Raw genomic sequence first — 18,022 nt, 5'->3', positions numbered from 1 at the left:
TCCCGCGTCACAAAAGTCATCACACTAGCCCTCTTTACCATTATGGAGAGATGGCATGTTTACCCGATTGCTGCTGGCGATGTCGTTGCTTGCCGGCTTGAGTGCGCCGTTGTTGGCAGATCAAGATGGTGTCTCCTTTAGCCATAAAGACTGGGAGCTGGCTTGCGATAACACGCTGACCTGTCGCGCGGCGGGTTACAGCGCCGAAGAGGGCGCAGGTGGCTCGGTGCTGCTGGTGCGTGCGGGCGGGCCAAACGCGACGACGCATGGCCGCGTAGTGCTGGCCGATACCGGCGACGATGATTCGAAGCAGGTTGATACTCTAACGTTGTGGATTGACGATCGGGCGTTGGGAGCGGTAGCGAAAGCAGAAAATGACGAATGGACGCTGACCGATGAGCAAACTCAGGCGCTGATTAACGCCATTAAAAACAGCGGCAAGGTGGAATTTCGCGGTGGCGAAGAGCCGTTCGATCTCTCCAGCAATGGCGCGTTCGCGACGCTACTGAAAATGGATGACGCGCAGGGACGTCTCAGCACGCCGGGCGCCCTGGTGCGCAAGGGAAATAAGCCGGAAAGCAGCGTTCCGGCGGCGCAGGCCATGCCGGTGATTCAGCAGGTGAAGGTGGCGAAAGCCGATGCGCGCCCGTTAACTGCCTATGAGCTGGCGCTATTGAAACCGAAGCTGATTGCGTCTCTCACCGATGATGACAGCTGCGACAATCTCGCGCCTTCCGACGATCAGCCGGAAGAGGGCGCAGAGCCACTGACGTTAACGCCGGTGGACAGTGCGCACGTGCTGATTGCCGCGCTGTGCTGGCGCGGTGCTTATAACGAAGGCTACGGTTTTTGGTTGATCGACACCAGGTTACAGGGCAAACCGCAGCTGGTAACGGATTCGGGTACTGATTACAGCGAAGGCGTCATCTCGGAAGCACAGAAAGGACGCGGCATCGGCGACTGCTGGAGCACGGCGGCGTGGGTGTGGGATGGCAAAGATTTTGTACAAAGTAGTGATGCAACCACCGGCATGTGTCGCGCGATTCGCGCCGGCGGCGCGTGGCAGCTGCCAACGTGGGTCACCGAAGTGAAACCGGCTGTGATTCCGTAAGGTGCGCATTTATGCGCACCAGGTCGCCATGAATGGCGACCCTACGACGGGATTATGTAGGGTACCCATTCATGCGTGTCGGGGATTATTTACCGCAGCACTGCTTGTACTTTTTGCCGCTGCCGCACGGGCAAGGATCGTTGCGTCCGGTTTTTGCCCCGGCAAAGTGCGGTAACTGTGGCTCGGGATCCGGCTGCGCCATACGCTGTTCCTGCCAGTATTCATGCAGCTCTAACGCGGCAGGGCGAATCGCATCGATGCTGGCTTCAAACTCTTCTGGCGTGAAAGCTTCACGCTTCGCCAGCTGCTCTTCGCTGCCGTGCAGAGTAATCGCCTCCATCATCGGCTGCAGGGATGCCGGCAGCAGCGACCAATCCGCATCCAGCGCCACGCCGCGCAAATAACCGTAGCACCAGTCTTCCACCACGGTAAATTCCTGGCCTTCCATCTCATGCGTACCGAACAGCGGATCAAACTGCTCCGGGAATTCGGCCAGGCGCTCAGCAATGTCGTTGAGATGCTGGAAAGTCAGCGTCATAAAGCGATCCATTTCACGCTCGTTGGACCACTTAGGAATGTGCTTTTTGCCGCCCCACATCGCCACCAGCCACTCGCTCGGTTCGATATCGTTTGGGCCGGAAAGCAGTGCCGTCAGCATGCCATCCAGCTCGGCGGTATCTACCACCGAGTGTTCATTGCCGTATTTCTCCAGCATATCTTCAAGCCAGTTCAGCTCTTTTTCCGTTAATGGGCCCTGGTTCATACGGCGTCTCCTGCTTTGTCATTAAGGGCAATGCCCACGTTAATGGCGGCGATTATAGCGGGAAGCGGGCGTGATTTACCGCTTTTTGCATATCGATTGCTGAACCTATCCTAAAAATCATTCGCCATAACATAGTGCACAACAGTATTGGCTGCTATTGCCGACAGATGGCAGCGTAAACACCGAACGTTTCCCGATAAAGGATGAAAAAGTATGGCAACCACTTTGCCGGTACTGGATTTAGCGCTGCTGGAATTGCCGGATGCTGAACAGGCGCACTATCTTGCCGAGCTGCGGGAAACCGCACGTGACGTTGGTTTTTTTTATCTGGTTAATCATGGCATCAATCCGCAGCTGCTGCAGAACGTGCAAAGTATCACGCGGGCCTTCTTTGCATTGCCGGATGACGAGAAACAGCGCGTCTCGATGATTCACTCGCCGCACTTTCGCGGCTACAACCGCGCGGGCGTGGAATATACCCGCGAGCAGCGCGATCAGCGCGAGCAATTTGATATTGGTGCCGAGCGCGAGGCGCTGGCGTTGCAGCCGGGCGATCCGGCGTGGAAGCAATTGCAAGGGCCTAATCTCTGGCCGGAGTCGCTGCCGCAGCTGCGTCCGGTGATCCACGCCTGGCAGCAGGCGATGACGCAGGTTTCGCTGCGCTTACTGCGCGCCTTTGCCCGGTCTCTTTCGCTGCCGCCGGATGCGTTCGATGCGCTGTACGGTACGCATCCCAATGAACATGTGAAGCTTATTCGCTATCCCGGCCAAGCGGCAGATGCCAGCCAGCAAGGCGTTGGCGCCCATAAAGACTCTGGGTTTCTTACCTTTTTGTTGCAGGACGATCAGCCGGGTTTACAGGTGGAAGTGACGCCTGGCCATTGGGTGGATGCGCTGCCAAAACCGGGCGCGTTCGTGGTGAACATTGGCGAACTGCTGGAGATTGCCACCAACGGTTATCTGCGCGCTACCGTGCACCGCGTGATATCGCCACCCGCCAGTCAGGAGCGGCTATCAATCGCCTTCTTTCTTGGTGCGCAACTGGATGCCGAAGTCCCGCTCTACTCGTTGCCACCAGAGCTGGCGGCAGAGGCGCGCGGCCCCACCAGCGATCCCAGCAATCCGCTGCTGCGCGAAGTGGGCTGGAACTACCTCAAAGGGCGTTTGCGATCGCATCGCGACGTGGCGCAGCGTTATTACGCTGACACTCTCCATAGCGTTAAATCATAAGAAACTAAGGGAAGCTCATGAATAAAAAGGTGATAGCAGCGTTAGCGATGATGTCGGTATTCAGCACTTATGCTTCGGCGGCGGCATTGCGCGTGGCGGCGGATGCGGTACCGCACAGTGAAATCCTCAACCACATCAAGCAAACCGACAAGAAGCTCGATCTTAACGTGATTGAGCTTAACGGCAACCTCAACGCCAACGAACTGCTGGCGCGGGGGGATGTGGATGCCAACTACTTCCAGCACGTTCCCTATTTGCGCGATCAGGAAAAAGCGCTGGGCGAGACGTTTTCGGTGGTTGCCACCGTGCATATTGAGCCGCTGGGCATCTATTCGCACAAAGTGAAATCATTGAAAGATCTGCCTGATGGTGCACAGGTGGCGGTGCCGAACAACGTGACCAACCTGAGCCGCGCCCTTTATCTGCTGCAGGCCAACGGTTTGCTTAAACTGAACAGCACCCGCGCCAACACCCTGGTGACCAGCGCAGACATTACCGACAATCCACACCATTTGAAGATTATTGAAGTTGAAGCGCCGCAGCTGCCGCGCGCGCTGGACGACGCGCAGCTGGCGATCATCAACGGCAACTACGCCTTGCAAGCGGGTTTAGTGCCTTCGAAGGATGCGCTGGCGCTGGAACAGGCGAAGGACAACCCCTACGCCAATGTGCTGGTAACGACACCTAAGCTGGCTAAAGATCCACGCATTCTCGAATTAGCGAAAGATCTTGAGTCAAAGCAAACCGCTGAATTTATTAACCAGCATTACCGGGGATCGGTTATTCCTGTTAATCAATAATGCTCGCCACCCCCTGTTTTTGGCAGGGGGCGGTGATTGCCATTAACATGGTTGCTTGCAATTTTACTGCGCCAAAATTCGCCTCAGCTGAGGTATGCTGAGCAGCGAAATTTGACGCGCCAGGCGCGCCGGGGGAACCTTCAGCGTGCTGCGCTTGTCAGTAAATTGGACAGTTAATAATTAACCAGAGTGGAAATCACCAATGCGCAGGACACACGTCACCCTTCTTTCTGCAGGAATTTTTCTGGGCGCTTTAAGCCTTACTCCGGCCGCGCTGGCGGAAGGCGAGCAAACGGATAACGTACCACCGCCGCCGCAGGTGCAGCAGCCCGCACCCGATGCACAAACACAGGCGCCAACTGCCGATGCACCTGCCAGCAATGAACCGGCCGAATCGAGTGGCGATGTAGCACCTATTCGTCCACCGCAAAGCGGCGATGCTTCTGCACCAAACAATTACGATCTGACGACCATTATCATCGACTACAAAGAGTACAAAGTGGGCGATGTGGTGCCAGACGAATACCGTAAAAAGCAGTACACCATTGTCGAATGGCAGCCGCGTCATCTGCCGGCACCGCAGCCAGGCACACATTGGGCCTATATCAACGCCAACTACATTTTGATTACCGATGACAGCGGCAAGATCGTAATGGGCAAATCGGGTGAAATCTTCTTCCGCGGTTAATCCCCGCGCAGCAGACGCGCTAGCTGCGCAACACCTGCCATAATCTGGCTGGTGCTGGTGTTACCGTAACCCAGCACTAGCCCTTGCTGCTTCTGCTCGCCTAGATAAAACCCTGATAGCGCACCTGGCGCAAAACCACTCTGGATCAATCGATCCACCATCGCCATATCGTTGTGTTCCTCCGCTAACGATAACACTAAATGCATTCCGCAATCCCCACCCAGCAACGGCACCTGCATGCCAAAAGTGTGCTGCAAGGCCTGGCGCAACGTTGCCTGGCGCTGACGATACAGCCGGCGCATTTTGCTTAGGTGACGGCTGAAGTCGCCGCTGCGTAAAAACAGTGCCAGAGCCTGCTGCTCGGGACGATTGCCACCGCGCAGCAGTTCATGCAGAGCAGGGCGTAGCGGCGCGATGAGCTGCGCGGGCATCACCATGAAGCCAAGGCGCAGCGCGGGGAACAGCGTTTTACTGAAGGAGCCAATATAGATCACTGGCGTGGGCTGCATCATGCCCTGCATGGCAGCGATCGGCTCACCGCTGTAGCGAAAATCACTGTCGTAATCATCTTCAATAATCCACGTTTGATGTTCACGTGCCGCCGCCAGCAGCGCCAGGCGGCGCGGGGCACTCATGATCGCGCCGGTAGGATATTGGTGGGTTGGCGTGGTGTAAATCAGCCGCGGCGTCCGCTGCTGCCACTTTTCCGGCCCGGCGACCAACCCTTGTGCATCAACGGCTACCGGCTCAATACGCATATCGCCCAGGCGCATTGCGGCTTTTGCACCGCGATATCCGGGCTCCTCAACCCATCCGATGTCGCCTGGGTTGCTGAGTAGCGCGACGCACAGCGTGAGTGCCTGCTGCGCGCCTTCGGTGATCACGATTTGCTCGGGCGTACAGCGAACGCCACGCGCCAGAGCAAGATGTTGCGCCAGCGCTTCCCGCAGTGTGCGCTCACCGAGGGGATCGCCATAGCCCAGCAGTTGCTGTGGCTGATGCAACATCACCCGGTTCAGCGCGCGTCGCCACTGCGCCAGCGGAAAATGGGCCAGCGAAGGAATGCCTGGCCGCAGCGCCATCTCCTGACTGAACGTGCGATGGCTGGATCGCAGCTGGGCAATGCGCGGCGACAACGCGATCTCACTGCTGACGTATTGCGCATGGTCATCAGGCAACTGCGCCATGTGGGTGATATGACTGCCCTGACGATCGCTCAGTAGAAAACCTTCAGCTTGCAACTGCGCGCAGACCGCAATCACCGTATTGCGCGAGACGCCCACTTCCAGTGCCAGCTGGCGCGTGGCGGGCAAGCGCGTGCCTGCGGTGAGTTTGCCCGCCAGGATGGCCTGTTTGATGCGCTGGAATAGCTGTTGTTGCAGCGTCTGCTCGCCCTTTCGCTCCAGCGGGGCCAGCAACAGTTGATGCAGTTCAACGTCACTCATTTATGCGTTTCCGTGGATCCATCAATTTGCGTCATTGTGGCGCTTTTTAACACGCCAGCAAAGTGGCACTCTGCTTCTCAGGCCCTTACACAGAAAGGAAATGAGGAATGTCGCACTACATCAATGCCTATGGACAACCTGTCGGCGCACCCTTGCCGGATTGGCAGCCCCGCGCCTGGCCGAGCTATGAAACTTTCGCCGGGGAGTATTGCCGCCTTGAGCCGCTGAATGCGCAACGCCATGGTGGTGAATTGTATGCCGCTTATGCGCAGGCGGGTGATGGTCGCGACTGGACCTATATGTTCGCCGAACCCTTTGCAGATGAAGCCGCTTATGTTGCCTATGTGCGCAAGCTGGAAAACGGTCGCGATCCGATGCATTTCGCGGTGATCGATTGCCAAAGCAATCGTGCGGTGGGAACCCTGGCGTTGATGCGCATTGATGCTTCCCACGGCTCGGTGGAAGTTGGGCACGTGGCTTTTTCTCCGTTACTCAAGCAAACCCGCATGGCAACAGAAGCGCATTATTTGCTGATGCGCTATGCCTTTGATCAGTTGGGCTATCGCCGCTATGAGTGGAAATGCGATAGCTGCAATCAGCCCTCACGCAACGCGGCGCGGCGCCTGGGATTCCAGTTTGAGGGAACATTCCGACAGGCGATCGTCTATAAAGGCCGCAGCCGCGATACCTGCTGGTTCTCAATCATCGATAGCGAATGGCCGCAGGTGAAGCAGGGCTTCGAGCGCTGGCTAGCGGCGGAGAACTTTAATGCGGATGGCTCGCAGCGCGAGAGGCTGGGAGCGCTGCGCCCTTAATGGCACATTCATACGCACCGGGTCCCAGCTAAAGCGGTAGCTACCCAGAGTAGCTACCGCTTAGCTTTACGGCTGAGGGATGATTTTTATATCCACCATACCGATACCTAATCGGCGCGGATCCTGGCCAATGATATTGCCCACATTCGACTCCTGCGGTTCCGGCGGGACAATAACCAGATTGCGGCTGCCGGTTGGGTTGGTGAAATGCAGCGTGGTGGTGGTGAAGTCTTCACCCAAATTCAGCTGCTGTTCCTCATCGCCCACGCGTACTGGAATGGCGCGGTGTGCATTCGGGCCATAAGCGCGAGCGGTGATCACCAGATCAAAGCGTTCGGGCAGCGGATCGTTATATTCAATGTTCACTTCAGGCGCCAGATTGGCGTTTGACCAGCGTCCCCAGCTTTCAGGACGCGATATCCCCTTAAAGCTTTTAATGCTGTTAGGCGCGCCAGGCACCGTCAGCAGGAAGCTATCCGCATTGTAACGAATCGCATTGTCTTCGATGCGTATCTGCTGTTCATTAAGCTGGAACGTCTCTGCGCTGACCTCGGCTTTTGGAAACGTCGCCTTACCTTTCCAGAGGGGTTTATCGATGCGGGTAACACGAGGTTTGGCACCCATTTGCCCCATCGATAGGCATAAATCGTTTGAAAGCGCCAAATCTGGCTGCCACAGGCGAGCCATTTTAAAGCAGCGATCCACCCAAACGAACTTGTCAGCGGCAGCGAATTTGGCCAGCTGATAGCGCAGGGGTTCCGAATATTCGCCTTCCGGCAGCGGCTCGACATGCTTATCGGAAACGCGGAACAGAATTGGCAGCTTGAAGGTCGCGCCGGAGAAGCTGAAGGTGTTTTTCTGCTGATCGATGGTGATAGCGTCCATTTTGCTGGGGAAATTCCACAACTGAATAATATCCGCCTTCCAGCCAATAACGCGCTTTGCCATATCGTCGAACTGGGTCGACAGCGAGGTAGAAGAGAGACCGCTGCGGCCAAGGCCAATGGCATTATCGCCGCCAAGAATATCCAGCACGGTCGCACCGTTATCCAGCGTGCTGCGTTTGCTGTCGAGCACCTGCGCCTGTGGCTGATCCCCACGAATCACCATAAACAGGTCATGGCGCGGTTGCTTAATCAAATACTGATGCGCGGTGTTATTCATTGCCAGATGATCGGAGGTCACGACAATGATGGTGTTCTTAAACCACGGTGAAGCCTTGATGCGCGCAATCAGGCGCGCCACATGCTCCTGCGAGCAGGCCACAGCGCTGAAAGACTGGTTGGGTTTGCCATCATAGCTGTAACTTTTTCGCTGGCAGCTACGCGAGATAAAGCCATCAGGATGATGTGTATCTACCGTTAGTGTGAACAATGCGAAGCGCTTTTGTGTACGTGACAGCTCCTCGTATTTCTCAAAAACCTCATCCATCACCGTATCGTCGTAGTAGCCCCAGTTATTGCGATAGTTAGGGTCTGCTACCCGGCTTTTCAGCTCCTGCGAGCCGTACATATTGGCCGCGTCAAAACCGTGTGAAAGCAGGAAGGTGTCTTTACCGGCAAAGCGTAAATCCGCACCCTGAATAAACCAGTTTTCATAGCCAGAATTTTTCAGTATGTCGCCAAGACAGATGTTCTGAGGATAGAAACTGGAGAGTGATGCCGAGGCATTGCCATCGAAAGGGGCAAACAGCGGAATGCCGCACTGAGAAGCGATCATACCTGCAATCGTGTAATCGGTGCCGGGCAGCTGCTCGGTTTGGCTGAAATCGATGCTGTTATCTTTTTCGCGGCTCAGTTCCGGCGCCAGGCCGGGAAAGGCGTGCTGATCAAAATAGGTCCGTTCGAGACTTTCGCCGTAGATGTAAACCAGATTGAGCTTCGGTTCGGCAATGACCTTATTTGGCGTTTTGTAATAGCTTTCGAAATCGGAGTCAGCGGCGCGCGTATGTGAGGAGATCAGCTCTTTCACCTGGCGAAACGCAGGCGTGGTTTGCACGGAACCGGCGGCACAGGCAATCGCCAGCAAACTCCACCCGAGGTGATGCTGTGTCTTACGTCGACGTAATAGCCACGAAAGCAGGCAAAACAGGGAAAACAGGCCAATGATTAAGCCAATGGCTGGCACCACATATTTGCTCACGCCTGCGCCAGTCAGGCTGTTGGTCAGGGTGTACAGGACGGCGTCATTAATGCCGTCACCGGTAAAATAGTTGCTGGCGATCAGCGTGACGTTCAGCACGATGAACAGGGTGAGCAGCAGCAAAATCACACTAAACCAGAATTTATTTCGCCCAGCTTTATAGGAGTAGACTGCAATCGCAGCCAAAAAGAGTACAACCGAAAACAGTTCGGACAACGTCAGATCCTCATCTTGAATGAATACGCATTCCCTGCGCCAACGACCCTCTTTGGGGGTTTTTGCGTCAATCTATATTGGGTGTCATATTGCTGCAACACATCCAACCAGATTTGTGCGATGCATTCCGATTCGTTTAAGGCGAGTTTAAGCAGGCTGTGGTTTGGCTTGGCAGCAACGCAACGGCTGCTGCCAGCGAGGGCAGAGGCGAGGGATTAGAGTTTTCCGGTCAGATATTGCGCTTCACCGTCGGCAAAGCTCCAGTCACCTTTACTGTTGGTGATAAAACTAATCATCAAATCAGTGCCCCTGACGCCACAATTTTCCAGTAGCTCGCGCGCTAACTCTGCCATGAACAGACACTTCTGTTCTTCACTTCTTGGGCTGGTATAGACGCGCACCATGACCAGATTATCGCTGCGCTCAAACCCTAAGCCAGTGTCCTGAAAGACCATCTGGTAGCTTTTGTTTTCGTGAACAATCTGATACCGATCGCGCGTGGGCACTTTAAAAGCAGTTAACACCGCGCGATGTGCGGCATCCAGTAAGGTGTGTAACTCTGCTTCAGAACGGCCCTGAATCACATCAAATGTCAGTAATGGCATCAATAAACCCTCGTTTTTGCGTAGATGAAAAGAGTAGGATGTGGCGCTATGCTGCCGCTTGCTGCAGGAAAGAAAAAGCGCGCTGGTTAAAATGATTATTTATTATTTTGAACAATCTATATGAAAGAAATTAAAACCGATCACCTTTGGGTACATTTGCATTGGCTTACGGTGCTGGCCGAGCTGGGTAGTTTTACCCGCGCGGCTGAGCGATTAGACGTCAGCAAAGCGGCGATGAGCCAAAAGATTAAAGAGCTGGAAAAAATGGCGGGCGTGGCGCTGGTGCAGCGCACCACGCGCAGCGTGCGGCTCACCTCTGCCGGGGAAAAGCTGGTGGACGAGCTGCGCGATCCGTTTGCGCGTATTGCGCAGAGTTTTTTCAGCGTGCGTGATGAGGCCGGTCCGGTGCGCGGCATGGTGCGCGTCACCGCGCCGGTGGCATTTGCGCGTCAGCAGCTAGTGCCGATTATTGGCGATTTCTTGCGCGATTATCCGCAGGTACGTTTGCAGCTGGACGTTACCGATCGTTTGGTGTCGCTGGGCAGCGAAGGCTTTGATTTGGCTATCCGTCACAGCGATAACCTGCCGGAAACCCATGTCGCGCTACCGCTGTGTGAAACCCAGGCGCTGCTGGTCGCGTCGCCCACCTATCTGGCACAGCACGGCATGCCCGACTCGCCGCAGGCGTTACAGCAGCATAACTGCCTGTATTATCCGCGCGGGCTGGAGTCGCCGCAGTGGCGCTTCCGTCCCGCAGGCGGTGATAGCGAAACGGTGCAGGTAAAAATTCAGGGGAACTTTGCCACCAACAACAGCGAGTCAATCCGCGACGCGGCGCTGCAGGGATTGGGGATCGCGATGTTGCCCGATTTCAGCGCCAGTGCGGCGTTAGCCAGCGGCACGCTGCAGCAGGTTCTGCCGCAGTGGCAAACGATTGATGCCTTCGCCAATCGTTTGTGGGTGGTGCGCCCGTATGCTGCACAGGTGCCGCGGGCGGTCACCACCTTTATCCACTGGCTACGCGCGCGCTTTGTTGATGGGTGACGCCAGCGCAACAGGCGAGTGCGGCTGCATCATCTGACCCAATAAGCTGCTGCGATTGTAGTGACCCAGACGCAGATTAAAGTCGAGATGCAGCTGTTCATTACCGCTCAGTTTGATGATCGGCGGTGGCGTTTGTGGACGTTGGTGGAACAGCACCGCGTGGGTAAACGCCTCGCTTTTCCAGCCGCTCAGGCGCTGATAGTAATAGGCATTGGCCTCGCATTTACGCAGATAGAGATTGACCCGGCGATATTCTCGCATCGCGACCTGCTGTGCTAACGACCCCAGTTGCTGCTGCGGCTCGGCTATTTTTTGCGTCAGCAATGCATAATCATCGCGCTTACTTAATTCACTGAAATAATTCTGCTCACCAAGATGTTTGACGGGCGCGTAGTGTTTCTGCCATTCGCGGATAAAAGGATTATTGGGCGCAGCGGCCAGGAACCAGCTCTCAATCACCGGCGCAAGAAAATTTACGGTAGAGATTTCGCGATAATAACCAATCACATCCATGCGACGTTCCTGATGCGCGCGATGCACCCAGGAAAGATCTTCAAATAATAACGTGCTGCAATCTATGGCTATGCCGCCATAACGCAACAGCAATTCCAGGCGAATCACTTCACTCTTTTGCTGCGCCGTTAATTGAGAAGAGGTAAATATAAAGTCGGGCAATACTTCTTTTACCGTTAGACGGTTTAATAAATGGATCTCATGATCGGGATTATCCTGACGAATTTTTTTTATATTTAATGCCATGGATTTTGGTAAATATTCATTATCCCAATACAGCCAAACTTTTTTCGGAATTTCTGGCAAATCTTTGTCACCAGAAAGTAACACGATATTCTCCTCTTCGCTGGGATCGTATTCCGGCGCACAGAGCGCATTATGCTGTTTTTTCTGCAGAAAAGTCTGGCTGGTAAAGGCAAGCCTTTTCCAGTTGTGCCAGAGCGTTAACGCTGGCTGGAGGCGTTTTTTAGTCATGATGCACCTGATTATTGTGATTATGGCGGCAAGGCTTCCCTGTTACTGGCGCTGAGCGCTCTTCGTTATCCCTTTCTTTGTGCTGTGTAAGAACCTACTTTCCTATGCTTAATAAAACATTCTGTGCGATGAGGCTATCACTTTTTGCTTCTTTCAGATAAACCGGAAAATGAAGGATCCGTTAAGCTTTACATAAAGGGTAAATAAAAGGGTTGATGGCTGTTAGTTATATTTTATCCACTTAAGATTATTCCTAATAAAATAATGATGCTGCCGCTAACGTTGCGACCCGCTTTAAAAAATGGGCGTCAGATCACTGGTTAATCCTGCTGCATTTTTCGCTGGCCCGCCGCGAACATCCCACCGCTATGGTGGGTTAGCTACGCTTAAAGAAGGTGATTAACAAAAGGAGACGCTATGCAGCAACATAACCGTGGATTACTGGCGGTCGATAAGCAGGGCAATCGCGTACTGTTTCTCAATCCAGACACCTTCGCTGTAGAGCAAGAGCTCAACGCATTTCCCCCACGCCCGCATGAGCTGTTGCTGTTGCCACAGTTGGAGAAGGCTTACGTACCCATCTATGGCGATGGTATTCATGGCGACAATCCGCATCCGGGCCATAAAGTGGCGATTATCGATTTGCGTTTACGTCAGATCAGCGGCTTTATCGATTTATCACCGTTGAAAGGGCCGCATAGCGGCCAGCTAGCACGTGACGGCAAAGTCTATCTCTGTTGTGAAACCAGTGCGGTGGTCGCGGTGATTGATCCCGTTAGCGATCGGCTGGAAAAAACTATTCAGCTGCCGTCGCATAATGCGCATCGGCTCACGCTATCACCCAGTGGACGCAAGTTATTTACTGAGAACGAAGAGGATGCCAGCATTACCGTGGTCGATCTGTGTGAGGCGGAAGGACGCATTATCGATAATATCCTGATGCCCGGCCCCATTTCAGGCATCGCCGCCTCACCCAAACATCCCTACCTGGTCGCCAGTGCGGCCGATGCTCCGCTGCTGTATGTGGTGGATCGGCAAAGCCACCGCATCCGTCAGCGTCTGACGTTGCCAGGCCATCAGCAGCCTTGTCAGGTGGTGCGCTTTAGCGCTAACGGCGAGCGGCTGGTGGCGATAGGTGATCAGGAGCCGATGGTGACGCTGTTCGACGATCTGCTTAATCCACTTGGTGATATTCATGTAGGCAATAAGCCGATGGATGGTTGCTTCAGTGAAGATAACCACAGCCTGCTGATTGCCAACGAAGGTGATGGTTCACTCAGCCTGATTGATTTGCTGCAAATGAAGGTGATTGCCACGCCGCAGGCTGGCACCGGCTGTGAAGTGCTGAGCTATTTCAGGCTTAAATAAACGGGCGGTGATAAATCGCACTGCTCCAGTGACGGCTGCTGGCGTGTTTCTCTGCCTGCCAGCCGCGCTTACGCAACTCACGCGCGATGAGCTTATTCATGATGCCGTGTCCTACCAGCAGCACCGTGCCTTGCTGCGACAGTGCCACCAGTTTATCCGCCGCACGTCGCGCCCGATCGCGCGCATGCTGCACCGATTCGACATGCCCTGAATAGCCGCATAGCCAGAGAAGACGTAACAACGCCAGCCAGACGCTGAGCGGCAGGTGCGGGCGCGCAAACGGCAGGGTAGGCATCGCGACTTCGCTAAACACGGCGTCCACCGCCTGCGGCTGCAAGCCCAGACGCGCTAAAGAGGAGCGTGCACGCGGCAGCGGGCTGGTGACGATCACGCTTGCCTGGCGCGCAATGGTCACGCTACGCGGCGGCGGAGAGTCGCAAATCGTAGCCTGATCGTAGCCTTCACTCCACGCGGCCAGCGCTTGTGCCGTGAAACGTCCGGTGACCGGATGATCGGGTTTTCCGTGGCGCATAAGGATGATGGTCATAAGGCTCCCGAATAATCTGGCTTCAGTGTAATGCAGTTGCAGGGTGCATCGCGCGTAAGCGAAGGGTTTTAAGAGTAATACGCCCTTGTCATTAAACCTTCACCGAACTGTGCGAAAAACAGCGCGATGGAAAATCATTTGCCTGCACTGAATGGTAAGCAATTATCGTCAATTACGCGTTTTTGGATGTTTTTTTGCTTACCGGCATTAGATGTAATGTCATGAATTAACGCCTTTTTTATCTCGTGCCCCAGAGTTATAGTGAAGATTAATTAATAAATATCACGATTATCGCTTGATTTATCTACGCGCGTAGATAGACTGTATTCACAGTGATAACTCACGGTGCCAGAGACGAAGTTGGCCTTGAGATGACCCAGTTACATTTGCCTCACTAATGCGATCGATGAAAATTACATCGGCGGGTAAAGGCGAAGAAGCGAATTCCAACACCAGGGAATTCTTTACTGATTTTTCATCCAGGTTTGCCTACTGAACGTCGTCACCGGGGAGTTCCGCTTGTTGCAAGGGAACTGACCCACGGAAGGGCGTTTGCTATTTTTACCTCTATCAGGGAAATGGTTATGACGGTACATCACTCCGTTTCGCAACAAAGCTCACTCAACTCCTCCTCTTCAGCTGCCGACGCGCGGCTTGAAACAGATGCTGGCCGCAAAGATTTCTGGCGCGCCACGTTCTCCTGCTGGCTTGGCACCGCGATGGAATATGCGGATTTTGCCCTTTATGGCCTGGCCGCCGGAATTATTTTTGGCGATGTTTTCTTCCCCGAAGCCACTCCGGCCATTGCGTTACTCTCCAGTTTTGCTACCTGGTCGGTGGGCTTTATTGCCCGTCCGATTGGGGCGCTGCTGTTTGGCTGGATAGGCGATCGTAAAGGCCGTAAAACGGTGATGATCGCCACCATCATTTTGATGGGTGCCTCCACCACGCTAATTGGTTTGATTCCTTCCTATGCCAGCATTGGCGTCTGGGCACCGGCGTGTCTGGTGCTGCTGCGCTTTACCCAAGGATTAGGCGCTGGCGCGGAACTGTCGGGCGGCACGGTGATGCTCGGCGAATATGCGCCGGTTGAGCGTCGCGGCCTGGTCTCGTCAGTGATTGCCCTTGGATCGAACAGCGGTACGCTGATCGCCTCGCTGGTATGGCTGGCGGTCATTCAGATGGATAAAGAGAGTTTGCTGGCGTGGGGCTGGCGTATTCCTTTCCTCAGCAGCGTAGTGATTGCGGTGGTGGCACTGTGGATTCGCCGTCACCTGCGCGAAACGCCGGTATTTGAGCGTCAACAGGCTGAATTGCAGGCCGAGCGCAGCGCGACACTGGCGCAGGCGGAAGAGGACGTCGATACCCGCAGCTTCTGGCAGCGCAGTCGTGCATTCTGGGTCATGGTTGGTTTACGCATCGGCGAAAATGGCCCGTCCTATCTGGCGCAGGGCTTTATCGTCGGTTACGTCGCGAAGGTGCTGATGCTCGACAAATCAGTTCCCACTACAGCGGTATTTATCGCTTCGCTGCTGGGCTTCCTGATCATTCCTTTTGCCGGTTGGTTGTCGGATCGCTTTGGCCGCCGCATCACCTACCGCTGCTTCTGCCTGCTGCTGATGTTCTACGCCTGGCCTGCATTTAGCCTGATGGATAGCCACGATCCGGCAATTGTCATTGCGGTTATCGTCGTGGGCATGGCGCTGGCATCGCTGGGCATCTTCGGCGTGCAGGCGGCGTGGGGTGTAGAGATGTTCGGCGTGAAGCGTCGCTATACCAAGATGGCGGTGGCGAAAGAGCTGGGGTCTATCCTTTCAGGAGGCACCGCGCCATTAGTGGCGGCGGCGCTGCTATCGTTTACCGGACACTGGTGGCCGATTGCGGTTTATTTCTCCGCGATGGCCAGCATTGGTTTTCTCACCACCTTCGTGGCGCCGGAAACGCGCGGACGCGATCTCAATCTGCCGGAAGATGCAATCTGACCCGCAGAGTCGCGTAAATCATCACAGCCATTGGCCGGATATTCCGGCCAATGGCCTTTACGCAGAGGCAAAGGAATGGCGAAGTCTCCAACCGGCAATGTGACACGTACCGATGTTGCCAAAGTGGCGGGAACGTCGGTGGCAGTGGTCAGTTACGTGATCAACAACGGTCCGCGTCCGGTGGCAGAAGCCACGCGGCAACGCGTACTGGATGCCATCAAACAAACCGGCTATCGCCCCAATGCCGTGGCTCGCGCGCTGGCTTCCGGCAGCACCAAAACCTACGGTTTAGTGGTGCCGAATATTGGCAATCCCTTTGTTGCTTCAATGGCGCACATGCTGTTACAGGAATCGCTGAACCACGGCCACGTCATGCTGCTGGGCGACGCCGGTGATGACCGTAAGCGTGAGCTGGAGATCATTCAGGGGTTGCTCAATCGTCAGGTGGATGGCCTGTTCTACAACAGCGTTGATCGCCATCCCTATATTGATGTGATTCAGGCCAGCGGCACACCGCTGGTGATGCTGGATCGTATCGAGCCGCGCCCGGGCGTCAGCATGCTGCGCGTGAATGAGCGGGAGGCGGCACGTCAGGTCACCGCACATCTTCTCAGCCACGGTTATCAGCAGGTGGGCATGATCAGCGGTCCGCTAGACATGCTTAATGCGCAGGATCGTATCCAGGGCTGGCGTGATGCGCTGGCGGAGAAAGGACTGCTGGCGGATGAGGCGATGATTTTCCCCGCCAACTATACGCGTCAGGGCGGCTATGACGCCGCGCAGCGCATGGTGGCGAGCAGTTGCCTTCCTCGCGCGCTGTTTACCAGTAATGAAGGCCAGGCGATTGGCTGCATTCGCGCGCTGTCGGAGCATGGACTGCGCGTGCCGCAGGATGTCGCGCTGGTGTGTTTTAACGGCACCGATCAATCGGCATTTCATGTGCCAACGCTTACTACCGTCCGTCAGCCGCTGCGCGATATGGCGCGCAGTGCGATAGCCATGCTCAAGAACTGGGATGGCGACGCACAGCTGGCGGAATTTCCTCACCATCTAGAAATTGGTGAATCCTGCGGCTGCCAGCTTACTCAACAACAATAAAACTATAACTCTATGAAAAGACTGATTATCGATTGTGATCCAGGAAACGGTATTGCGGGTGCTAACACCGATGATGGGCTGGCACTGGCGTTAGCGTTGGCGTCAAAGTCGCTATCGCTTGAGCTGATCACCACCGTAACCGGCAACACGCCGAGTGCGGTTGGCGCGCAGGTAGCGAAAGATTTGATGCAGCGGCTGGGGCTCAATATTCCTGTGGTGCAGGGTGCATTGCAGGCCTTGCGGGAAGATCCTGCGCCATGGCGCGCACGGCTTGACCATGTTGCCGATGAAAAGCTGGGAGAACTTTGGCAGGGCGTGCGTCAACCGCAGCGTATTCCCGCCGATGGTTATGACGCCGCTGGCGTCATGGGGCAGCTGATTTGCGACAATCCTGGCGAATTTACCTTGGTGGCAATCGGCCCGTTAACCAACGTGGCGCTAGCGCTGCAGCGTTATCCGCAAATGGCAGAGTCGGTGGCGGAGATTGTTATTATGGGCGGCGTGTTTGCGCTGGATGATTACATCAAAGACACTAATTTTGGCCTCGATCCAGAAGCGGCACATCAGGTGCTGCACAGTGGCGCAACCATCACGCTGGTGCCAATGGATGCCACTACGCAAACCTTGCTGACCCATCAGGATCTGACGCGTCTTACCGCCAACGATCATCCGCTGCCGCAGTTTGTGCGTGAGACGCTGCGACCGTGGATCGACTATTCAATTCGCACCCGTCATCTGCCAGGCTGCTGGATTCATGATGCGCTGGTGGTAGCGTGGCTGCTTAACCAGCGTGTCGCTGACGGTGTTGATTACCACGTGGATATTGAGCTGCGCCCGGGAGCCACGCGCGGCAAGAGCTGGCGCTATCGCACCCCGTTACGACTGGATGTAGGCGTGCCGGAACAGAGCGGCGCGCTGGTGCATGTGATTCAAACCGTTAATAACGCGCTGCTGCTCGAGATGATCGAAAAGGCGTTTAATCAGCTGAAACGCTGAACCGTTTTCCAGGTGCGCATACATGCGCACCCTACGATGCTGTAGGGGCGCCATTTATGGCGACCACCGTATTCAACATGACACGCTTTCTTACACCTCGAATCACTCGCTGACAATTCCCGCCTCAAGTCACCTTTTTGACATGCTATATACAAATAGTTAACACATTAGTAACCGATGCAATT

General features: G+C 55.1%; 16 protein-coding genes. 10 read left to right on the top strand and 6 right to left on the bottom strand.

Annotated elements, in window-relative coordinates; translation table 11 throughout:
- Positions 1–55 precede the first annotated feature (55 nt).
- Entirely contained in the window at positions 56–1,111 is a 1,056-nt protein-coding gene (locus CRO19_RS05990; RefSeq protein ID WP_097095035.1) for a DUF1176 domain-containing protein, read from the top strand.
- Between the two features lie 85 nt (positions 1,112–1,196).
- Here CRO19_RS05990 and CRO19_RS05985 read toward each other — a convergent pair whose 3' ends face one another.
- Complete coding sequence (locus CRO19_RS05985) at positions 1,197–1,874, bottom strand: YecA/YgfB family protein (protein ID WP_097095034.1); 678 nt, start codon at positions 1,872–1,874, stop codon at positions 1,197–1,199.
- A 213-nt stretch (positions 1,875–2,087) separates the two neighbouring features.
- Here CRO19_RS05985 and CRO19_RS05980 point away from each other — a divergent pair, with 213 nt between their 5' ends.
- The 3 genes from CRO19_RS05980 (at position 2,088) to CRO19_RS05970 (ending at position 4,592) form a co-directional block, all read left to right on the top strand.
- Entirely contained in the window at positions 2,088–3,104 is a 1,017-nt protein-coding gene (locus CRO19_RS05980) for an isopenicillin N synthase family dioxygenase (protein ID WP_097095033.1), read from the top strand.
- A gap of 17 nt (positions 3,105–3,121) precedes the next feature.
- Positions 3,122–3,904 carry a MetQ/NlpA family ABC transporter substrate-binding protein gene (locus CRO19_RS05975; RefSeq protein ID WP_097095032.1) on the top strand — a complete coding sequence of 261 codons (783 nt, stop codon included), beginning with the start codon at positions 3,122–3,124 and terminating at the stop codon, positions 3,902–3,904.
- A 202-nt stretch (positions 3,905–4,106) separates the two neighbouring features.
- Complete coding sequence (locus CRO19_RS05970; RefSeq protein WP_097095031.1) at positions 4,107–4,592, top strand: RcnB family protein; 486 nt, start codon at positions 4,107–4,109, stop codon at positions 4,590–4,592.
- Here the strand turns inward: CRO19_RS05970 and pdxR are convergent.
- Entirely contained in the window at positions 4,589–6,037 is a 1,449-nt protein-coding gene (pdxR, locus tag CRO19_RS05965) for a MocR-like pyridoxine biosynthesis transcription factor PdxR (protein WP_097095030.1), read from the bottom strand. The genes CRO19_RS05970 and pdxR overlap by 4 nt on opposite strands.
- A 107-nt stretch (positions 6,038–6,144) precedes the next feature.
- On the opposite strand from pdxR, the gene CRO19_RS05960 reads away from it, so the two are divergent.
- The gene (locus tag CRO19_RS05960; RefSeq protein WP_097095029.1) at positions 6,145–6,852 is read left to right on the top strand and encodes a GNAT family N-acetyltransferase; all 708 of its coding nucleotides are present in this window, start codon (positions 6,145–6,147) and stop codon (positions 6,850–6,852) included.
- A 66-nt stretch (positions 6,853–6,918) separates the two neighbouring features.
- Here the strand turns inward: CRO19_RS05960 and opgB are convergent, their stop codons facing one another.
- Entirely contained in the window at positions 6,919–9,210 is a 2,292-nt protein-coding gene (gene opgB / locus CRO19_RS05955; RefSeq protein WP_097095028.1) for a phosphatidylglycerol--membrane-oligosaccharide glycerophosphotransferase, read from the bottom strand.
- Between the two features lie 215 nt (positions 9,211–9,425).
- A complete protein-coding gene (locus tag CRO19_RS05950; protein WP_097095027.1) occupies positions 9,426–9,815 on the bottom strand; it encodes a tautomerase family protein in 390 nt (129 codons plus the stop codon).
- Between the two features lie 120 nt (positions 9,816–9,935).
- Here CRO19_RS05950 and CRO19_RS05945 point away from each other — a divergent pair, with 120 nt between their 5' ends.
- On the top strand, positions 9,936–10,859 hold the full coding sequence (locus CRO19_RS05945; RefSeq protein WP_097095026.1) for a LysR family transcriptional regulator: 924 nt from the start codon (positions 9,936–9,938) through the stop codon (positions 10,857–10,859).
- On the opposite strand, the gene CRO19_RS05940 is transcribed toward CRO19_RS05945, so the two are convergent.
- Positions 10,833–11,846: a glycosyltransferase family 32 protein gene (locus CRO19_RS05940; protein ID WP_097095025.1), complete on the bottom strand. Its 1,014-nt coding sequence runs from the start codon at positions 11,844–11,846 to the stop codon at positions 10,833–10,835. The genes CRO19_RS05945 and CRO19_RS05940 overlap by 27 nt on opposite strands.
- Positions 11,847–12,263: 417 nt before the next feature.
- Here CRO19_RS05940 and CRO19_RS05935 point away from each other — a divergent pair, with 417 nt between their 5' ends.
- The gene (locus tag CRO19_RS05935; protein WP_097095024.1) at positions 12,264–13,214 is read left to right on the top strand and encodes a YncE family protein; all 951 of its coding nucleotides are present in this window, start codon (positions 12,264–12,266) and stop codon (positions 13,212–13,214) included.
- Here CRO19_RS05935 and CRO19_RS05930 read toward each other — a convergent pair.
- Positions 13,207–13,761: a histidine phosphatase family protein gene (locus CRO19_RS05930; RefSeq protein ID WP_097095023.1), complete on the bottom strand. Its 555-nt coding sequence runs from the start codon at positions 13,759–13,761 to the stop codon at positions 13,207–13,209. The two genes, CRO19_RS05935 and CRO19_RS05930, sit on opposite strands and share 8 nt — an antisense overlap.
- A 584-nt stretch (positions 13,762–14,345) precedes the next feature.
- Between CRO19_RS05930 and CRO19_RS05925 the strand changes: the two genes are divergently transcribed.
- The 3 genes from CRO19_RS05925 (at position 14,346) to CRO19_RS05915 (ending at position 17,837) form a co-directional block, all read left to right on the top strand.
- On the top strand, positions 14,346–15,743 hold the full coding sequence (locus CRO19_RS05925) for an MFS transporter (RefSeq protein WP_097095022.1): 1,398 nt from the start codon (positions 14,346–14,348) through the stop codon (positions 15,741–15,743).
- Between the two features lie 75 nt (positions 15,744–15,818).
- Entirely contained in the window at positions 15,819–16,841 is a 1,023-nt protein-coding gene (locus CRO19_RS05920; RefSeq protein ID WP_097095021.1) for a LacI family DNA-binding transcriptional regulator, read from the top strand.
- A 12-nt stretch (positions 16,842–16,853) separates the two neighbouring features.
- On the top strand, positions 16,854–17,837 hold the full coding sequence (locus CRO19_RS05915) for a nucleoside hydrolase (RefSeq protein ID WP_097095020.1): 984 nt from the start codon (positions 16,854–16,856) through the stop codon (positions 17,835–17,837).
- Positions 17,838–18,022: the final 185 nt, after the last annotated feature.

The sequence above is a fragment of the Candidatus Pantoea floridensis genome, from assembly GCF_900215435.1.
Classification (GTDB): Bacteria; Pseudomonadota; Gammaproteobacteria; order Enterobacterales; family Enterobacteriaceae; genus Pantoea; species Pantoea floridensis.
This window is presented reverse-complemented; position numbering and strand designations above follow the sequence as displayed.

What these genes read in the sequence shown, in the direction of transcription:
- pdxR (WP_097095030.1), bottom strand. Translation starts at nt 6,037, where the DNA reads ATGAGTGACGTTGAACTGCATCAACTGTTGCTGGCCCCGCTGGAGCGA.
- CRO19_RS05985 (WP_097095034.1), bottom strand. Translation starts at nt 1,874, where the DNA reads ATGAACCAGGGCCCATTAACGGAAAAAGAGCTGAACTGGCTTGAAGAT.
- CRO19_RS05960 (WP_097095029.1), top strand. Translation starts at nt 6,145, where the DNA reads ATGTCGCACTACATCAATGCCTATGGACAACCTGTCGGCGCACCCTTG.
- CRO19_RS05945 (WP_097095026.1), top strand. Translation starts at nt 9,936, where the DNA reads ATGAAAGAAATTAAAACCGATCACCTTTGGGTACATTTGCATTGGCTT.
- CRO19_RS05950 (WP_097095027.1), bottom strand. Translation starts at nt 9,815, where the DNA reads ATGCCATTACTGACATTTGATGTGATTCAGGGCCGTTCTGAAGCAGAG.
- CRO19_RS05920 (WP_097095021.1), top strand. Translation starts at nt 15,819, where the DNA reads ATGGCGAAGTCTCCAACCGGCAATGTGACACGTACCGATGTTGCCAAA.
- CRO19_RS05975 (WP_097095032.1), top strand. Translation starts at nt 3,122, where the DNA reads ATGAATAAAAAGGTGATAGCAGCGTTAGCGATGATGTCGGTATTCAGC.
- CRO19_RS05915 (WP_097095020.1), top strand. Translation starts at nt 16,854, where the DNA reads ATGAAAAGACTGATTATCGATTGTGATCCAGGAAACGGTATTGCGGGT.
- CRO19_RS05990 (WP_097095035.1), top strand. Translation starts at nt 56, where the DNA reads ATGTTTACCCGATTGCTGCTGGCGATGTCGTTGCTTGCCGGCTTGAGT.
- CRO19_RS05940 (WP_097095025.1), bottom strand. Translation starts at nt 11,846, where the DNA reads ATGACTAAAAAACGCCTCCAGCCAGCGTTAACGCTCTGGCACAACTGG.
- CRO19_RS05925 (WP_097095022.1), top strand. Translation starts at nt 14,346, where the DNA reads ATGACGGTACATCACTCCGTTTCGCAACAAAGCTCACTCAACTCCTCC.
- CRO19_RS05970 (WP_097095031.1), top strand. Translation starts at nt 4,107, where the DNA reads ATGCGCAGGACACACGTCACCCTTCTTTCTGCAGGAATTTTTCTGGGC.
- CRO19_RS05935 (WP_097095024.1), top strand. Translation starts at nt 12,264, where the DNA reads ATGCAGCAACATAACCGTGGATTACTGGCGGTCGATAAGCAGGGCAAT.
- CRO19_RS05930 (WP_097095023.1), bottom strand. Translation starts at nt 13,761, where the DNA reads ATGACCATCATCCTTATGCGCCACGGAAAACCCGATCATCCGGTCACC.
- CRO19_RS05980 (WP_097095033.1), top strand. Translation starts at nt 2,088, where the DNA reads ATGGCAACCACTTTGCCGGTACTGGATTTAGCGCTGCTGGAATTGCCG.